At 43.2% G+C, this 18188-nt stretch carries 13 protein-coding genes; 4 read left to right on the top strand and 9 right to left on the bottom strand.

All coding sequences use genetic code 11. The features are described from left to right. Nucleotides 1-32 precede the first annotated feature (32 nt). Entirely contained in the window at nt 33-1811 is a 1779-nt protein-coding gene (locus tag MSC25_RS12960; protein ID WP_248443657.1) for an alkaline phosphatase D family protein, read from the top strand. Here the strand turns inward: MSC25_RS12960 and MSC25_RS12965 are convergent. Continuing rightward, nucleotides 1808-2347 (bottom strand): PH domain-containing protein, encoded by a 540-nt coding sequence (locus MSC25_RS12965; protein ID WP_055255299.1) that lies wholly within the window; start codon nt 2345-2347, stop codon nt 1808-1810. The genes MSC25_RS12960 and MSC25_RS12965 overlap by 4 nt on opposite strands. Before the next feature lie 227 nt (nt 2348-2574). Here MSC25_RS12965 and MSC25_RS12970 point away from each other — a divergent pair, with 227 nt between their 5' ends. Beyond that, nucleotides 2575-3324: a MipA/OmpV family protein gene (locus MSC25_RS12970; protein WP_064384597.1), complete on the top strand. Its 750-nt coding sequence runs from the start codon at nt 2575-2577 to the stop codon at nt 3322-3324. A gap of 87 nt (nt 3325-3411) precedes the next feature. On the opposite strand, the gene MSC25_RS12975 is transcribed toward MSC25_RS12970, so the two are convergent. From MSC25_RS12975 to MSC25_RS12995, 5 genes are all read right to left on the bottom strand, one after another. After that, complete coding sequence (locus tag MSC25_RS12975; RefSeq protein WP_248443658.1) at nt 3412-7716, bottom strand: alpha-1,6-glucosidase domain-containing protein; 4305 nt, start codon at nt 7714-7716, stop codon at nt 3412-3414. A gap of 22 nt (nt 7717-7738) precedes the next feature. Next, nucleotides 7739-10612 carry a TonB-dependent receptor gene (locus MSC25_RS12980; RefSeq protein ID WP_055255296.1) on the bottom strand — a complete coding sequence of 958 codons (2874 nt, stop codon included), beginning with the start codon at nt 10610-10612 and terminating at the stop codon, nt 7739-7741. Nucleotides 10613-10778: 166 nt separating this feature from the next. Next, nucleotides 10779-11396 carry a LysE family translocator gene (locus MSC25_RS12985; RefSeq protein WP_138541018.1) on the bottom strand — a complete coding sequence of 206 codons (618 nt, stop codon included), beginning with the start codon at nt 11394-11396 and terminating at the stop codon, nt 10779-10781. Further along, nucleotides 11397-11579, bottom strand: coding sequence for a hypothetical protein (locus MSC25_RS12990; RefSeq protein ID WP_008168146.1), 183 nt, complete (start codon nt 11577-11579; stop codon nt 11397-11399). Nucleotides 11580-11759: 180 nt separating this feature from the next. After that, on the bottom strand, nt 11760-12158 hold the full coding sequence (locus tag MSC25_RS12995; RefSeq protein ID WP_029773150.1) for a DUF3224 domain-containing protein: 399 nt from the start codon (nt 12156-12158) through the stop codon (nt 11760-11762). Nucleotides 12159-12249: 91 nt separating this feature from the next. Between MSC25_RS12995 and MSC25_RS13000 the strand changes: the two genes are divergently transcribed. Further along, nucleotides 12250-14028, top strand: coding sequence for an ABC transporter transmembrane domain-containing protein (locus MSC25_RS13000; protein ID WP_248443659.1), 1779 nt, complete (start codon nt 12250-12252; stop codon nt 14026-14028). Here the strand turns inward: MSC25_RS13000 and MSC25_RS13005 are convergent. Continuing rightward, nucleotides 14025-14657 carry an OmpA family protein gene (locus tag MSC25_RS13005; RefSeq protein ID WP_248443660.1) on the bottom strand — a complete coding sequence of 211 codons (633 nt, stop codon included), beginning with the start codon at nt 14655-14657 and terminating at the stop codon, nt 14025-14027. The genes MSC25_RS13000 and MSC25_RS13005 overlap by 4 nt on opposite strands. Nucleotides 14658-14872: 215 nt before the next feature. Between MSC25_RS13005 and chrA the strand changes: the two genes are divergently transcribed. After that, the gene (gene chrA, locus MSC25_RS13010) at nt 14873-16027 is read left to right on the top strand and encodes a chromate efflux transporter (RefSeq protein WP_248443661.1); all 1155 of its coding nucleotides are present in this window, start codon (nt 14873-14875) and stop codon (nt 16025-16027) included. Here chrA and MSC25_RS13015 read toward each other — a convergent pair. Both MSC25_RS13015 and MSC25_RS13020 read right to left on the bottom strand, forming a co-directional pair. Next, on the bottom strand, nt 15987-17243 hold the full coding sequence (locus MSC25_RS13015) for a mechanosensitive ion channel domain-containing protein (protein WP_029773670.1): 1257 nt from the start codon (nt 17241-17243) through the stop codon (nt 15987-15989). The two genes, chrA and MSC25_RS13015, sit on opposite strands and share 41 nt — an antisense overlap. Next, nucleotides 17240-18160: an acetyltransferase gene (locus tag MSC25_RS13020; protein WP_024033886.1), complete on the bottom strand. Its 921-nt coding sequence runs from the start codon at nt 18158-18160 to the stop codon at nt 17240-17242. Before MSC25_RS13020 ends, MSC25_RS13015 begins: the two co-directional genes overlap by 4 nt. Between the last annotated feature and the right edge of the window lie 28 nt (nt 18161-18188).

The following is an 18188-nucleotide window of genomic DNA, read 5'->3' on the forward strand; positions in this document are numbered from 1 at the left end:
CTTTGCTTTTTACACTTTACAGGTACAAAGCAATGGCATTTACACGGAGAAGTTTTTTAAAAGCATCGGCAGCAGGATTTGGCGCTGCCGTATTATCACTTGGTTTAACAGGCTGTCGTTTTGACGATGATGACGACACTCCCGTTAGCTTTGACCACGGCGTTGCCAGCGGCGACCCGCTAAGCGATAGCTTAATTATTTGGACCCGTGTAACCCCACTCGATGTAACAACTAAATCGTTAAAAGTACAATGGCAAGCCGCCACCGACCAAAGCTTTACAAATATTGTTCACGATGGTGAAACACATATCAGTGATACCACCGACTTTACTCTTAAAGTTGATTTACAAGGGCTTGATGCCAACACCGTTTATTACTATCGCTTTAATGCACATGGAAAAACCTCCCCTATCGGACAAGGAAAAACGCTTCCTGTCGGTGCGGTTGATCAGGTGAAATTAGCCGTTGTATCGTGCGCAAATTACCCTGCGGGGTATTTTCATGTATATAGCGAAATTGCTAAGCAAAGCGATTTAGATGCGGTACTGCACTTAGGTGATTACATATACGAATACAGCAATACGGGTTATGCAACCGAAGACGCCGCACAGTTAGAGCGACTGCTACCATTAGATAACAGCAGCGAAATTATCGCACTGACCGATTATAGAAAACGCTATGCAAATTATCGCCTCGATGCCGACTTACAAGCAGCCCATAGCCACTGTGCATTTATAACAGTGTGGGACGACCACGAAATCACCAACGACACATGGCGCGAAGGCGCAGAAAACCATAACGAAGGTGAAGGCGAATTTAGCCAACGTAAACTCAATGCACTACAAGCCTACTTTGAGTGGATGCCAATTCGTAATGTAGCCGACAAAGAACGTATTTACCGACGCTTTGAGTTTGGTAATTTAGTCTCTTTATACATGCTAGATACTCGTGTATTAGCGCGTGATGAGCAGCTTAACTATAGTGATTTTGATCTTACCTCCCCTGCAGGGCAAAGCGCATTTGCTGCAGCAATAGGCGCAACAGATCGTGCATTATTAGGCAGTGAACAACTTACATGGCTTAGTGATGCCATCACTACCTCAAGCACACAGTGGCAAGTGTTAGGGCAACAAGTGCTAATGACAAAAATGCACTTACCAGTAGAGGTCATGTTACTACTTGCTAGCTTACAAAGTGCACAGTCAAACGGAGGCGATCCAAGTGAATTGCTCGCACAGGCCAATGTATTATTTGCAGAGCTGGCGCAAATTAAAGGCCGTGTATTAGCGGGCGACCCAAGTGTAACCGAGGCAGAGCTTGCCCGTGTTCAAACCACCATACCGTATAACCTTGATGCGTGGGATGGCTATGCCTACGAGCGAGAAGTATTATTAGGTACCGCTATTGCAGCACAAAAAAACTTAGTAGTTTTAGCCGGAGATACTCATAACGGCTGGGCGGGACAGCTTAAAACTGATGCCAGTAACCCTATTGCAGCCTCACAAAATGCTGGGGTGGAATTTGCAACGGCATCGGTTTCATCACCAGGGCTTGAAGAATATTTAGCGCTAAACACACAAGATGCGCAAACCGTAGCGCAAATAGAGCAAGTAATTGCCTTATTAGTTGATGACCTTGCTTATAATAATTTAGTAGAGCGCGGCTATTTAACCGTTACATTTACACCTGCAAAAGCCAGTGCTAAGTGGAATTATATAAGCACAATTAAAGCGCGCGAATATCAGGTTGTTGAAAGCCGTACCAAAGAGCTAAGTATGCTGGCAGGTCAGGCTCAATTACAAAACGCTTAACGCTTCGCCTCTAAAGCTGCCAAACGCGTATCTATGCGCTCTACTACCTCAACTAAGCGAGCAAGTAATGCTTGGTTGAGGTGATCTTCAGCAAGCTCCTGTGTTTTAGGGGCTTGCGCAGCTAAGTTATCTTTTTGCTCAAGTATGGCTTCTCTAAACTCACTGGCATTTTCAACACCAAGTAATGACACCAATGCGCCATGACCCGACTGCCCTGCAGTTTCAAAGCTTAAGCGGTATAACCCAAAAAAGCGCATAAGTGGCCCTTGGTTCAGCCCCACATCGGTTATTTTTTCAAGTGGTATAGATTTTTCTTCTTTAAATAAAATGCCGCGTTTAACCACCAGCTTTTGCGTGAGTAATTGCGCCGACATAGCAGCCAATATTTTACCTGCCACCAGCCATACAACAAATAACACCACAGGTATAAGTGGAATGGTCACTAATGCAACGGCACTAAAAAAGCATGCCATGGTCATCCAGTATTGCTTCACTTTGGGATCAAAGCTGGCACTTTTTAAAATAGAGTTGCTCATTGGTTTATCCTCATTCCCATTTTATTAATCTAATCAAACGTATGCCTTTATTCAACTTATGTGATCAACGTCTTCAATGCAATTTAGCCACTTACATTCAGATAAACTTTCATACACTCTCTTACAAACGCCAATCAAAAATATAGCTACACTAAAGCCTAATAGCGTTGCGGCACACTTTACTTATCGCAAACAATTTTCACTTTTTACTTAACACCAAGGCTCCTATGAACACTTATATACAAAACTCACTCCGGTTATTAGTTGGCACACTTGCACTTGGCAGTATTACTGCTCAAGCTGAGTCGCAGTTTTCATTAGGGGGCGGTGTCATTTCTACCAGCTCACCTTATGCGGGTACCGACAGTGAAACGCTATTTTTACCTATCATTACTTACGAAGGCGAAAGACTTAGTTTTAAAGGTTTGTCGCTTGATTATAAGTTAGTGGAGCAGCAAGGTTTTAACTGGTCATTAGTTTTAGAGCCAGGCGATAACTTTGATACCTCAGATTCAGACCTTGCAGCCATAAAAGCCTTAGACGATAGAAAGCTATCACTCTACGCAGGCACGCAGGTTAGCTACACTGCAAGCTTTGGTAAAATAAGCGCCAGTGCTACTCATGATGTAATAGGCCACGGCGATGGCGCTAAATTTAAAACCAATTACAGTTACCCTATTAAGTTATCTAAACAACTAATGCTCGTTCCTTCTGTGGGTGTTGAGCTAAATAGCAGTGATGTATCTAACTATTATTATGGTGTAGCTCAGGGCGAATCTACCACCTATGCGCCTTACGAACTTGGTTCTACGGTTAACTACAATGCGGGTTTATTTTTAATGTATTACATTAATAAAAACTGGAACGTAAATGCCATGGTTAACTATAAGCAGCTCGACTCTGATATTGAAGACTCACCCATTATTGATACCGATAACACCACGACTGTTATGATGTCGGTTAACTATCGTTTTTAATCCTCCCTTTTGTTAGGTATTAATTAGGCATTAAAAAAGCCGAGCATACAGGGCTATGCTCGGCTTAGGTTTGGGAAAATATAACTGCTACTGCTTATTAATAAGTATGCTTACATTTTCTCTATCTGGGCCTATTACATTAAACGTGTAGGTACCTTGTTCGGTAATATTCAGTGTTATGTTGGCGCCTACCGGTTCAAGTGGTGTTAGTTCATCAATTACCACTACCGGCGTATCGCCTGCTCCACCGTAATCCACTGTACTCCAATCTTCAGACGCTACTTTAAATTCGTAGTCGCCCACCTCTAACTCAATAGAAGCAGAGTAAATTGCATCACCCTCGTACATAAGTGGGTTATCAGTACTCCAGTCATTTAAGCTGCCGCGAATAAATACCGGTGTTTGTGCAAACATTTCTCCATTGAGCACTTTTAGCGTTACGTTATTTAAATCACTGGCGTCAAATATAAACTGGTATTCACCTTGCTCGGCAATGTCTATGGTCATATTCGCGCCCGCAACCGACAACTGCTCAGCGGTGCCAACCATTACACTGGCATCTCCCTCAGCCGAGCCATAATCAACCGTGCTCCAATCTTCTGACGCTATTTTAAATTCATAGCTTGCAGCGCTCAGTGTTTTAGTAAAGGTGTAAATGCCTTTACCTTTATAACTTAGCTCATCGGTTACTCCCCAATCATTAAGCGTACCGCGCACATAAATGGCAGTGCCTACAAATGGCTCTTCGTTGTATAAAGTAAGCGTTGGATTTTCAGGGTTTGAAGCGTCAAGCGAAAATACATAGGTTGCATCAATAGCAGCGCTAAAGGTCATGTTTGCACCTGAGCGCGTTAATGGCTCACTTTGATTTTCAACTACCTCTTTATCAGCGTCAGTAAGCGCACCAAAATCAACTGTAGACCAATCTTCTGAGGCAATTTTAAATTCGTAGTCGCCAGCGCTTAGCGCAATTGCTATACGGTATTCACCCTCGCCAATATATTCAAATGCATCACGTGTGCCCCAGTCGTTTAAAGTTCCGCGTACAAACACAGCGGTGCTGCCATAAGGTACTACATCAGGTGCGCCTACGGTTGCATTTGCACTTAAACCAGTACCTTGGCTCTCACCTTGGTTTTTAGTAAAAACAGCTAACGTATAAGGAGGTACTGTGAATGTGCCTTCGTTATCGCCTTGGGCAAAATTGGCGCTGGCCATGCTTGCATCAACACTGTTTTTTAATACGTCGTGTAATTCAAAACCCGCTGCGGTGGCAATAGTATGGCTAAGGGTTTGCTCGGTTGCGTTAATCATCACTACAAGCGCGTCAAATGCTGGGTCTAAGTCTGTTAATCCTTCGCCATCATCAATGCTCATTACAATTAAGCCATGTTGCTGCGCTTTACCTACGTTATGAAAACCCACTCGCTCAATGACATCTTGCTCTGTGGTTAATCTAAATAGTGGGCTGCTGCTACGTATTTGTAAAAACTCGTTAAATACATCACCTGCATAGGCTATGTCTTGCGGCATTGCCTGTGCATCTGGATTAGCAGAAATAGGCATAATTTCAGACCATTTTTCTTGGTTCTTCTCTGCGTTTGGTAAACCAATGTTCCAGTTATTATTCTCTTTGGTTAAATCAACAGCATTAAACCAATCACCGGCATTATAGCTATCACGATCCATTGACTTTGAACGCAGTAAATCAGCGCCCAATTGCATAAAAGGAATGCCTTGGCTCACAAGTGGAATAGACAATGCCATGTTGTGCGCGCGCACACGTTGCTCAATACTCATGCTTGATGCATGTTTGTATTGCAACTGATCCCACAGTGTTTCGTTATCGTGTTTTGATACGTAATGAATGCTATCTGCTGGGTCTAGTGCATACGCCGTTGGCTGAGTGTTCCAAGTAAAGCTATTACCTTTAGATGAATTACCTTTAAAGTCTTTTAAAATGTAATTTTGTAAGTTGCCCGCGAGCGACAAACGTAAAGTATCTTGCTCTGCTAAATTGCCATCTGTCGGGTTATTGCTAAACATTGCACCACCACGCACGGCTTCACGAATACGGTCGTTAAATGTACCCACCTCTGAGCCTGCCATATCAGCCTGTTTAGCTTGTGTAAATAAACGATTGTTAGCTACTTCACCAAAATCCCAGCCTTCACCGTAAAAATAGTTATCTGGGTCAACTGCTTGCACGGCTTCACGCGCAGCTAATATTGATGATTTAGGCATATGCCCCATAACATCAAATCTAAAACTGTCGTAGCCAAATTCACGCGCTAAAATAACCAATGAATCAGTAACAAACTTATCCATCATTACATGCTCTGTAGCTGTATTTTCACAACACGTTGAGCGCTCTATTTCACCACTTACTTCGTTATAGCGATGGTAGTAACCCGGTACTAGCTTATCAAATACCGACTTATCCCAAATACCCGATGATGTTGTGTGGTTATAAACCACATCCAGTACAACACGAAGTCCTACTTCTTGCAGTGATTGCACCATAGCGCGGGTTTCTTTAACGCGGGCAATGCCCTCTGGGCTTGAGGCATACGAGCCTTCAGGCGCTATAAAGTAATGCGGATCGTAACCCCAGTTAAAGCCGTCTAAATCACGCATCGCACTGGCTAATGCTTGTGCATCATCTGAGCCAGGTAGGTAACTTTGCATAATATCGACAATGGTGCTGCTTTTATCTTCGATTTTACATGCATCAGCTTCATCGTTAATACGCTCACATAATTTACCTAAGGTGTCTGTAATTTCCACACGCTGTGAGGCATCCTCTTCAATGGTGCCAATATCAGTCAATGGCAGTAAATGAAAGTGTGTTAAGCCTTTATCTGCTAATTGCTTAAGGTGCTGCATTGGCACGCTTTCAAGCTCAGTGAATGCAAGGTATTTACCACGGTTTGCTTCGCTTACTGACTGATCACGCACACTAAAATCACGTACGTGGCCTTCATAAATAACCGCATCTTCTGGGTTAGTAATAGTAGGCACGATACGCTCATCCCAGCCTTCTGGCTTAGTGTCATCATCGGCTAAATTAATCAGCTGGCTGTATAAACCATTGGTAGATACATTGAGTGAGTAAGGGTCTGTACTCCAAAGCGACTCTATTTGCTGAGTCAGTGGGTGGTAAACATCAAAATTAAAGCGGTAGTAGTGGCGGTCGTATTGCATATCTAAACTTGCTTGCCAAATACCCGTCTGTGTATTTAATGCCATTGGTATAGAGTGCACTTGTGTTTTGGCATCATCGAACACGTTTAGCACCATGTTATTAGCGGTGGGTGCCCACACAGTTACATCAATCGCGTTATTGCCATAAGTTACGCCAAGTACAGCTTCGTTAGCGTCATCTTCGCCTTGTGTGTAAAGGGCATCGAGTGCTTTAGCGGTTTGCACATAGCTTGCTTCTAGCAGCTTACCTTCACTATCGTAACCGGCAATAACAAGCTGCGATTTTATAAGCGCTTTAGCCGTGTTTGTATCCCAACTTCCTTCGTATGCGTTCCAAGTGGTTAAATGCGGTACTTTTGCCGCTTGCTCATCAGTTAAGCTGCTTGATTGCAGCGTAACAGTATCGCCGTTTAAACCAGTATCAATATCCACTTCAAGCTCAGCCGTAGCTGATGAATGCAACTTAATTAGGCTTGTAAGCTCGTTACTTGGTTTATACAAAATAGTATTTAAATCAATCCAATGCGCTGAAGCACCTGTTATAGCAACTGCGCGTTCGCCCAAACTTAAAATAGGGTATTCAAACACCGAAGGCTCACCATGAATGGTAAAGTTCATACGTTGAAAGGTTTCATCGTCTTGCATCAGCGGCATGGTTAAATCCACATCACCAAACGCTTTACCTGACCCTTCTGTACCAATATGAATAATAAAATTGGCACATTCGTTATAACCCTCTTTAAGGTTAATTATCCAGTACGCACCATAGTTAGGGTCAATACCATCGTACTCGTGGCCGTTAGCCCAATCGCTCGTGTCAAACGGAGGTGCGTAAGCATCACACACATCGTTATTCCACGAATGTAATCGGTAACCTTCGTAGTTATCGTCGGCTAAACGGTTATAAAATAAAACTGCCTCACCTTCACCAGCAAATACAATAGGATCAGGCAATGTTGGGTCGGCGCCCACTACACAGCTTTCGTTTTTATCATCCGGTACAGTAGGCGCTGCACACGTTATAGGCTCAGGGTCCACACATTGCGAGCCTGCTTCGTTTGGTACTTGTGGCACATTACAGGTTAAAAGCTGCTGCCCCGACTCAACTTCATCTGTCCCACCACATCCTGCTAATATCATTAACCCTAAGGCTATTAGCAAATATTTAGACATTGTTATAATTTTCATTTTTAAACGCTCCGTTTGCTAATTAATGACTGTATGTAAAACCAAGGTAGAACTGACGACCAAAGTACTGAGTCGTCCCTGTTCGTTGCTCTGAGCCAAAGTAACTTTGGGTTGGTTCATCGGTTAAGTTATTAACTTGCAAAAGCATTGTTAGCGAGTCGCTAAAGCGATAAGAGGTTTGAAAGTCGACTACGGTTTCGGCATCAAAATTAACTACTTGCTCGTTAATGGCAACCTGCTCCGATACAAATTCATCGCGGTAACGCACATTAAGGCGGGTTTCAAAATCATCCATTGAGTAAAACACCGTGGCATTAAGCACGTTATTAGAGAGCCCTGGTAAAGATTGCGCTAATGTATCGCCCCCTAAACTGGTAATCGATTCAATTTCACTTTCGGTGTATGAGTAACTTGCGTTAGCGCCTAAGCCATTAAATGGCGAAGGTAAAAAGGTAAACACTTGCGTATACGCAAGCTCTAGCCCTCTAATGTAGCCACCTTCACCGTTATTAACTGCCGTGGTGTAAATACCGTTAGTTGTGGCAACTTGCTCGCTACTGACAGGGTCTTCTATAAAGTCAGGGACATTAAAGCCATTGCCTTTAAAGTCGAAGTTTTCGATTGATAAGATTTCAACAAACGAGTCTATATTTTTATAAAATAACGCCGCAGCGACAGTGCCGTTACCTTCTTCAAAATAATATTCGTAAGATAAGTCGTACTGGTCAGCATAGAAGGGTTTTAAAAATGGGTTGTTATTACTTGAACCGTTAATAACACCATCATCACTTACGTTTGCGCTGGCATCGCCCGCTAAGCGGTTAATTGGCGCACGCGACATTACTTTAGCCGCAGCAAAGCGTACAAGTGAATTGTCGTTAAGTTGCAGGTTTAAATTTAATGATGGTAAGTAGTCGGTGTATTTAGTGCCTAATACATTAGGTGCGTATAAATTATTTACAATGCCGTTCTCATCAACAATATTTTGTGCACCTAAGCGCGCATCGCCTGCTACGTTTTCTAGTACGGTTGCCGATTGGTCGGTTTCAACGCGGCGCACACCCACATTACCCGATAAGTCGAGCCCAGCAATTTGCGTGTTAATGTTTACCATAACGTACGCAGCTAGCACATCTTCAAACACCGAGCCGCTTTGCAGCACTGACCACGAATAGTTAGTTGTGTAACCTTGCGCGTCGTCTACGCCATCGGCGTTGCCCCATGTTTGAACAGGCTCAGGCGTACCATCAGGAAACCATGCGTTAAGTGCTTTGTCTAAATCAATGGCTAAATACGACGGGAAGTAACTAAACTCGCCCTGCCAGTCAACCACTGACGCCATATCGTCGGTTAAACGCAAAGGGGGTTGCGTTGCTGAAAACGCCCCGTCGTTACCGTACTCAAATACCGAGCGTTTACGACTGTACTCTCTATCTGAGTAGCGCGCCCCAAACTCTACTGAGCTAAATATGTCGCTTTCTAGCTCGTATTTAAAGTCGAGCCTAAATGCAGTTACTTCATCTTCTGTTTGATCTGGGTAAATACCATATTTGCTGACCATTACACGGTCTATATCACTAAAGGCGGCCGCCTGATTAAACCCAACGTCAGGTAAATTTAAGCCGTTTAATTGATAGTTAATTGCTACGTTGTTATCAAATACTGGCGTTTCTGCATTGGCATCTTCTGCTACTAAGCTCCACAGTAAGCCATTTCTAAAATTACTTTTTGCCCGAGAAAGCGACACATCGGCATTTACGTTTAGTCTATCGGTTACCTGCCAATCGGCATTAACGCCAAAGCTGTCTACTTCGTCAAAGTCTTGGTTGTCGTCGTTCACTATTTCAACACGGGTATAACTTTGCGAAGTGCGGTTAACCGCTGCGCCTATTACGGCATTACCATCAAGCTGAGCGTTAGCATATGCAGCTGTTGGCCCGCCTAATTTAACCCTCAGGCCGCGGGCAAATGACTCTTTATCAAAGCGCGATAAAAACGCATCACCTTTTAATTTAAAGTTATCTACCGGCGCCCACTCTATAGCTGCTAAGTAACCATTACGGGTTTCTTCGCCGCCTAAATGCTGTAGCTCAAAACCTTCGCTAATGTATTCGTTCTCAGGGTTAGCTAAAGGGCCATTGGTGTCGTTAGCTGCGCCATCAACGTCTTTTGTGTCGTTGTACGCAAGGCCAATAAACTGCGTTGCTACACTTGGCTGAAACAAACGCGCATAGCCCAGCGCTACGCCTAATGTGTCGTCTAGGTATTTGCCTTGATACGAAAAACTAATTCGGTCGCCAAATTCTGTGGCATCCGATACCTCTGAGGCGCGGTCGTTATACATACCACGCACATTAGCTACAAATTTATGCGTTTGATCATTATTAAGTGGACTGGCGGTTTCAAGCTCTACGGTACCGGCCACGCCACCTTCAATAAGCGATGCCTTTGGCGATTTGTATACCGCCGCAGAGCTAATTAATTCTGACGGATATTGGTCAAACTCAATACTGCGGCTGCCACTTGTAGATACTTGCTCGCGGCCATTAAGTGTTGAAAATACAAACCCGCCCGACAGCCCGCGTATATTAATTTGCGCCGCTTGCCCACCCGTTCGCACCGCTGAAATACCAGGTAATCGTGTAAGTGCATCGGCCATTGAAATATCAGGCAGTGCCCCTAAATCATCGGCAGAAATTTGTTCTGACACCGTATCGCTAAAACGCTTTTGATTTAAAGATTGAATTAAACTGCGGCTAAAGCCTCGCACTTCAATAATTTCTAAATCTTCAGCTTGTGTGCTGGGTGATTGATTTGTTGAGTCTTCGTTTGCAGCCAATGCACTATTAGCGGCAAATAAAGCCAGCATAAGTGCACTTAGTTTAAACTTGTCCATGTGTGTGAACCTTTGAGTTATTGTTGTCAGGTGTTGCTGTGTTGTTTAAAACACAACCAACAAATTGTAACTAAAAGGTAAAATTAATGTGATGAATACGTATGCAGGGCATGAGGGTTAGGCTGCAGGGGCATATAGGCACGCGCCCCTGCATCGGGAACGCGATTTAAAGGCTTAGCACCACTTTTATCGCAAGGGCAATAAATACGACTCCCAGTATTTTATCAAGCCACGGACTTTGCTTGGTAAAGCCAAAGCGATTTTTTGAAACCTCTGTCAGCAACGCCACCAGCAAATACCAGCCGGTATCAATTACAAACACGGTTAAACACATAATTATACCCACGTTTAAAGTAAGTAGCTGAGGATCAATAAACTGCGAGAACAAAGCTAAAAAGAAAATAGCGAGCTTGGGGTTCAAAAAGGCAATAGCAAAACCATCTTGTAAAGCTTGGCCAGCACTTACTTCACTTTTTTGTACTTCAAGTTCGTTATTGCTGGGTTTTGCTAGCAATATTTTTATACCTAAATACGCCAAATAGGCTGCGCCTAAATACACCAGTATTTGATAAACAGTCGGAAACTGCATCATTAAAGCGCCTAGCCCTAATAACGATGCACCTGCGTATAACCCAACACCGGTACCATGGCTGAGCGCGGCAAGCATTCCGTTTTTCATACTGCCGTTAAGTGAGTGCTTTAAAACCACCGCTAAACTTGGCCCTGGCGACATTGCGCCCATCATACAAATAGCCGCTAGGCTTAACCATACTGTAAATGTCATTTAAAGCTCGTCAATTTCAATAAGTAATGTATAACCGTGCACTTGGCCATAAAAACCTGTCAATGGCACTGCGTTTATTACTTTCCAGCCATCTTGATTTAATTCCTGTATGCGGTCATTCAATGCGGCTATATCTACGCCACCCAAAAAACGGGTCTTTCTAAATTCGATTACTTTTTGCATTTTAATCCTTGTGTAGCTTATACCTATTCGCTTATTTAAGTGATCTTTTTTGAGGACGGAAAAACGTGTTGATAGCTAGGCAAAAAATTCGCTATTTAGTTGTTCTAAATTAGAATTTTTTAACGCAGGTAGCGACACGTTTAGGCCCGCAAAATGATTAAGTAATATTGCGGATTGGTATTATAAGGTGTATTCAAAATCGTAGTAGTGAATCCCTTGCTCAATACGTATTTTCATACTGCCCGTTAACCCTTCTAGCTCATGAGTGCCTGAATCGGGAATTACATTTAAAATTAGGCTGTCTTGGCCTTTATCCATAGTACCAAAATGCTGTAATACAAAGCTGCCTTGCTTACCTTCAAGCTCGCCTATTACTTGCTCTATGGCAACATAACCGGCACTGCCTTGTGTAGGAGTCATGGCGCTTAACATTTCGCCTTGGCTGGTGGCATTTAAGCTGCCTTTAAATGTTTTATCTATCGACATACGCCCTAAATTAACGCCGTTTTGGCCGCTTGCGTAGCCTTCTATTGGGGCCAGATTTACATTAAATTCTCCACTTACGGTTGCAGTAGTCATAACGTTTCCTTATTGATGCTAATGTTTAAAAGTATTGATTTTTATTATCTTAGTGCCATATCTATACCTTAACCTTTAAAAAGAATCCACTATGTCAAAAACAAGCCCTAAGCCCGAAAAAGCCGCCTTTAGTAGTTTATTACCTATTTTTGCGTTTATTAAACCGTATAAATGGATGGTAGTGGCCGCACTTGGCGCCCTTTTAGTCACCGCTGGTGTTAACTTATCATTGGGCCAAGGGGTTAAGTTTGTCATAGATCATGGCTTTATTGCTGGCTCCCAAGCGCAGCTACAACAAGCTGTATTAGTGCTTATTGGTTTAATTAGTTTATTGGCCGTGGGCACCTTTAGCCGCTTTTATTTAATGTCGTGGATTGGCGAACGAGTTAGTAACGATATTCGCAAAGCGGTGTTTAATCGCATTGTTACCTTGCACCCAAGTTACTTTGAAGAAAACCGCAGTGGCGAGCTTATGTCGCGTTTAACAACCGACACCACCTTGCTGCAATCGATTATTGGCTCTTCCTTTTCTATGGCGCTGCGCAGTGCATTAATGTTAGTGGGTGGCTTGGTAATGCTATTAGTGACTAACTTAAAGCTTACGCTCGTAGTGGTTGCGTGTGTGCCGCTGGTATTAGTGCCGATGATGGTATTTGGCAAAAAGGTTCGCAAACTTGCAAGTTCTAGCCAAGATGCAATAGCCGATATAAGCACCTATGCCGGCGAGATCATTCAAAATATTAAAGTAGTACAAAGCTATAGCCACGAACAGCGTGAGCAACACGCCTTTGCACTTGAAACCGAAAAAGCCTTTAACGTTGCCAAAAGCCGTATTAAACAGCGCTCTTTTTTAATTGCTGCGGTAATATTTTTAACCTTTAGTGCGATTAGCGTAATGCTCTGGGTAGGCGGTAGTGACGTACTGGCAGGTACTATGACTGGCGGTGAGCTAGGTGCATTTGTGTTTTACGCCATTATGGTGGCCATGTCGGTGGCTACCGTAGCCGAGGTATACGGCGAGCTACAACGAGCTGCTGGGGCGGCAGCGCGCCTACTTGAATTACTGGCCGTTAAAAGTGAAATAGAAAACCCTGTCACTCCACAAGACGAAAAGCTATTAATAAAGACTGACAGCCCCGCCATTGCACTTGAAAATATTAGCTTTAACTACCCATCTCGCCCCGATGTAAGCGCACTTAACAAAATAAGTTTAACAATAGAGCAAGGTAAAACAGTGGCTATTGTAGGCCCCTCTGGCGCAGGTAAAACGACGTTATTTGAATTACTACAGCGCTTTTACGACCCTGCTCTCGGCGCGATTAAGTTTCATGATGTAAATATTAAAGACATATCGCTTACCACCCTTAGGGACAAAATGGGCATGGTGGCACAAAACCCTATTTTATTTAGCTCAGATGTAATGCATAACATTCGTTACGGCAACCCAAACGCCACTGACGAGCAAGTATATACGGCCGCCAAACATGCTCATGCCGATGAATTTATTCAGCAATTACCGCAAGGTTATCACAGCTTTTTAGGTGAGCAAGGCGTAAGGCTATCGGGTGGGCAAAAGCAGCGTATTGTATTGGCACGCGCTATTTTAAAAGACCCAGAAATACTGCTTTTAGATGAAGCCACCAGTGCACTCGATGCGCAAAGTGAGCACCACGTACAAGCCGCGCTTGAGCATTTAATGCAAAATAGAACAACGTTAATTATTGCCCATAGGCTGGCGACGGTTAAACATGCCGATGTGATTGTAGTAATGGAAAATGGGGAAATAAAAGCAACAGGGAGCCACCAGCAATTGCTAGCAAGCTCCCCTTTGTATCAGCGTCTTTGTGAATTGCAGTTCAACAAAAACTAACCTTCTGTGTTTGGCACTATTTGAATTTCTACACGGCGGTTTTGAGCTCGGCCCTTAGCGCTATCGTTAGTAGCTATTGGGCGGGTTTCGCCGTAGCCTGTAGTGCTAATACGTGCAGCCATAATTTGCTGGTTCACTAAGTAATTTTTAACGCTTTGCGCACGCTCGCGCGACAGGTTCATATTGTAGCTGTCTTTACCTGTGCTATCTGTGTGGCCTTCCACGCTTAGGTAGGTTTTTTCGTATTTGTTCATTACTTTAGCAATAGCGTTTAGAGTATCGTTAAAACCTGATGAAATATAAGATTGGTCTGTCGCAAAGGTAATATTAGATGGCATAACTAAACGTAAGTTATCGCCCTCACGTACAACTTCAACCCCTGAGCCTGCTAGCTCATCACGAAACGCTTCTTCTTGCTTATCCATGTAATCACCTACAGCAGCACCCGCTAGTGCGCCAATAGCTGCACCAATAAAGATACGCTTGTCTTTATGATTACCCGTTGCTTTACCTAATACGCCACCAGCGGCTGCACCAATTGCGGCGCCCTTGCCGGTGTTGTTCATTTCGCAACCACTTAGCAATACAGCTACTACGGTTACGCTTAAAAGTGATTTAGTTAAAGTCATGTGATGTCCTATTCATTAAGAATTATAAAGCGAGTATGCAAATATATGTATGAACAAACTATGAAGAGCATGTTAAAAGCAGTTCGCTTTATACCAATCCTCTTAATTAAGTGGATTGGTATTATTTGTAGATTACGAATTAATGTATGCATTTAATAAAAGTGTCATACTCCTTTGTGACAATTTAATGAACTTTTAAAAAGGATATAAGCTCAATGTTAGTCGCTATTTTTAGACAGTTTTTTTTACTTGGCTGCATGAGTTTTGGTGGCCCTGCTGCCCATTTAGGCTATTTTAAACGCCACTTTGTAGACACATTAAACTGGTTAAGCGATACCCGCTACGCGCAGCTCATTAGTTTAAGCCAAGCGCTGCCCGGGCCAGGTTCAAGCCAAGTGGGCTTTGCAATTGGTGTTGAGCGCGCGGGGGTTATTGGTGGCATTACCGCATTTATCGCTTTTACCTTACCGTCTTTTTTGATCATGTTGTTATTAGCGGTAAGCGCGCATCAGTTTGATGCTGTTTACTTTGCTATTATTGCGGGCTTAAAACTGTTTGCGGTTGTTATTGTGGCCGATGCAACACTCACTATGGCAAAAAGCTTTTGTACCAGCGCAGCGCTCAAGCTTATCGCAGTAATGAGTACCTTAGCTTTATTACTATTTCCTTTACTTGGCACGCAAATAGCTATTTTGGTGAGTGCCGCTGCTATAGGCGCAATTTGGCCTCTGTTACAACTCAACACCCAGACTGAGCCTAAAGCAGATACTAAAAGCGCGTTTAGGTGGCTCCCTTTAGGCTTATTTGTATTGCTACTCGCTATTAGCTTTATACCTTTAGGTGATGACCTTACTTTGTTTGCTCCTTTTTACCAAGCGGGCGCTATGGTATTTGGAGGCGGGCATGTGGTATTGCCTGTATTGCAAGCTGGCGTACCGGCGCTAAGTAACGATCAATTTTTAAGTGCGTATGCCAGTGCTCAAGCTATCCCTGGCCCCATGTTTACAATAGCCACTTACTTAGGCGCGCAACTCACTTCAGAGCAACCCTTAATAGGGGCCATAGCTGCAACCCTACTTATTTTTACACCGGGTTTTTTATTAATGCTGGCGTTTCAAAAAAGCTGGTTAAACCTGGCAAGTAAACCTCGCTTTGCAAGCTCTATTGCGGCGCTTAACGCTGCCGTAGTTGGCTTTTTAGCGGCGGCTTTGTACTCACCTATTTGGACATCAGCCGTTCACAACCTATGGCAGGTTGCACTGGTTATTGCCGCTTTTGCATGGCTAAGAATGAAAAAGCCACCTATTTGGTGGCTATTAGCTTTATTTATTAGTGTGGGCCTTGTTCAGCACTATTTGCCATTACTTTAAAGGTCGGCTTATCGGTTTGCTGTGCATTAGGCGGGCTTAATTGCCCGCTAACACTTTGATACGCTCTAAGGCCAAATACTGGCAACACTGCCAATAAGTGATCCATAATTTCGGCTTGTAAATGCTCGTAAGATATCCAGCGTTTGTCTTCACTAAAGCAATAAAACTCAATTGGTAAGCCGTGGTTCATTGGTTGTAGCTCACGCACCATAAGCGTAAGTGAGGTATTTATTCTGTTATGCTGCTTTAAATAGCCCTCGGCGTAGCGGCGAAACAAGCCTAAGTTAGAGACCGGATCAGGCAGCGAGGCAACACGTATATATTCATGCAGTGGTATAGCTGCATCTATTTGTTTTCTAAATTCGTCACTTACTAAACATATGCTGTGCATATCAATATTAAGTGAGCGCTTAATACGTCGGCCGCCAGACTCTTGCATTCCTCGCCAGTTTTTGAACGACCCTGCTACCAGCATATAAGTAGGAATAGTCGTAATGGTGTTATCCCAGTTACGCACTTTTACGGTGTTTAGCCCTAAGTCTATTACTTCACCGTCGGCGCCGTAGTTTTCTACTTGAATCCAATCGCCGTAAGTAACTAATCGGTTTGCCGCAATTTGAATACTGGCTACAAAGCCTAAAATAGTGTCTTTAAAAACCAATAAAGTAACAGCGGCTATCGCACCAAAACCCGACAAAATATAGGTAGGCGATTTTTCAAGCACAATGCTGACTATTAAAATTGCACACACAATAAAGGTGATCAGCTTAACAACTTGTAATAAGCCCTGAATTGGCACTTCGCGGGCAAAATCTAGCTGGTTATAAATAGCGCCGGCAATGCTTACAATACTGCTAAAAATAAAGCCTACATGAATAATTAATATACCTTGGCCAATGGTTTTTAGTATTTCTGCACTAAGTTCATTAACAGGGTAAACGCTGTCGAAGGTTGCTAAAAAAAGCACGCTACATAGCATACCGGCTATGCGCTTATTAAGTTTTGTGAGCAATGGAGAAAGTAACCCTATGCGCTCTGGAGATAATTTAGTCACCACTTTTTGAATGCCTGGCAGCATTAATCGGCGTGTAAATAAATACACCACTAACAACGAAAATACACCAATAGATGCTGCAGTAATTGCACTTAAAAAATCTGCGTCGGGTACTTTTTCAAACCAAGGAGCGATTAGCTCCTGCAGGTGGGTATTGGTCATAGTGTTTCTATTTCCTTACAAATGGGTGGCTCAGGTAAATCGTGTTGGGCATAAATGCTGGCAAGTTGCGCGTCTTTAGCAACCCATAGCTCATTAACGTACTTTTGAAAGTGGCTTCTAAATGCTTTGTCGTGTTGGTAACTACCTAACATTTGCTGGTTTATAGCAACTACGTCAATAGAAACATAAATTGAATCAAGCTCGCCCTTTAAAATATTACGACAAACATGGCTTGTGCTGCCGCTGTACACCACACTGGTATTTAGCATGGCGTCAAATTGCTCGCCAAGTACCTCAAGTGCAAAGGCAATCCCGCCCGCTTTGGGCTTGAGTAAATGTTTAAACGGGCTTTGCTGGCTTGCATGCTTTGCGTGCGTGTAGCGGGTGCCTTCAACAAAATTAATTATGGTGGTGGGATTATTCCTAAAATTACGACAGCTTTGCTTGGTACGCTCAACATCTAGCCCTTTAAGCTTGGGGTTTTTAGCAAGCTGCGCTTTAGTTACGCGCTTCATAAAAGGCATGCCCATAGCCCATGCGCCAGAGCCAATAAATGGCACATACTTTAATTCGTCTTTTAAAAAAAACTTTGGTGCTGGTAATACATTAATTGAGCTAAGTACCACAATATCTAACCAGCTCATGTGGTTACAAATTAGTAAGTACCAACTTTTTGAATTTACATCGCCGTTTATGTTTACTTTTATGTTGGCGCAGCCCAGCCACAAGCCAAACCGATTGCCGTTACACCAGCCTCGGTACACGCTATGCAGTATGGTGTTAATTATAGAAAAAGGCAGGACAAGCTTTATTAACCCTAGCAGTAATACTAAGGTGCCAAAAATGATTACATTTGAAAAAATCACGCAGCCTACAATTAAGCCGTTGAGCCAATTTGGTAACCACTTTTTTAGCATAATTGTAAGCCCATTTTTTATTACCTTA

The organism is Pseudoalteromonas sp. 1CM17D, from assembly GCF_023161805.1.
Taxonomy (GTDB): Bacteria; Pseudomonadota; Gammaproteobacteria; order Enterobacterales; family Alteromonadaceae; genus Pseudoalteromonas; species Pseudoalteromonas atlantica.

Excerpts from the sequence above, each read along its gene's own strand:
- MSC25_RS12960 (WP_248443657.1), top strand. The coding sequence starts at position 33 with ATGGCATTTACACGGAGAAGTTTTTTAAAAGCATCGGCAGCAGGATTT.
- MSC25_RS12965 (WP_055255299.1), bottom strand. The coding sequence starts at position 2,347 with ATGAGCAACTCTATTTTAAAAAGTGCCAGCTTTGATCCCAAAGTGAAG.
- MSC25_RS12970 (WP_064384597.1), top strand. The coding sequence starts at position 2,575 with ATGAACACTTATATACAAAACTCACTCCGGTTATTAGTTGGCACACTT.
- MSC25_RS12975 (WP_248443658.1), bottom strand. The coding sequence starts at position 7,716 with ATGAAAATTATAACAATGTCTAAATATTTGCTAATAGCCTTAGGGTTA.
- MSC25_RS12980 (WP_055255296.1), bottom strand. The coding sequence starts at position 10,612 with ATGGACAAGTTTAAACTAAGTGCACTTATGCTGGCTTTATTTGCCGCT.
- MSC25_RS12985 (WP_138541018.1), bottom strand. The coding sequence starts at position 11,396 with ATGACATTTACAGTATGGTTAAGCCTAGCGGCTATTTGTATGATGGGC.
- MSC25_RS12990 (WP_008168146.1), bottom strand. The coding sequence starts at position 11,579 with ATGCAAAAAGTAATCGAATTTAGAAAGACCCGTTTTTTGGGTGGCGTA.
- MSC25_RS12995 (WP_029773150.1), bottom strand. The coding sequence starts at position 12,158 with ATGACTACTGCAACCGTAAGTGGAGAATTTAATGTAAATCTGGCCCCA.
- MSC25_RS13000 (WP_248443659.1), top strand. The coding sequence starts at position 12,250 with ATGTCAAAAACAAGCCCTAAGCCCGAAAAAGCCGCCTTTAGTAGTTTA.
- MSC25_RS13005 (WP_248443660.1), bottom strand. The coding sequence starts at position 14,657 with ATGACTTTAACTAAATCACTTTTAAGCGTAACCGTAGTAGCTGTATTG.
- chrA (WP_248443661.1), top strand. The coding sequence starts at position 14,873 with ATGTTAGTCGCTATTTTTAGACAGTTTTTTTTACTTGGCTGCATGAGT.
- MSC25_RS13015 (WP_029773670.1), bottom strand. The coding sequence starts at position 17,243 with ATGACCAATACCCACCTGCAGGAGCTAATCGCTCCTTGGTTTGAAAAA.
- MSC25_RS13020 (WP_024033886.1), bottom strand. The coding sequence starts at position 18,160 with ATGCTAAAAAAGTGGTTACCAAATTGGCTCAACGGCTTAATTGTAGGC.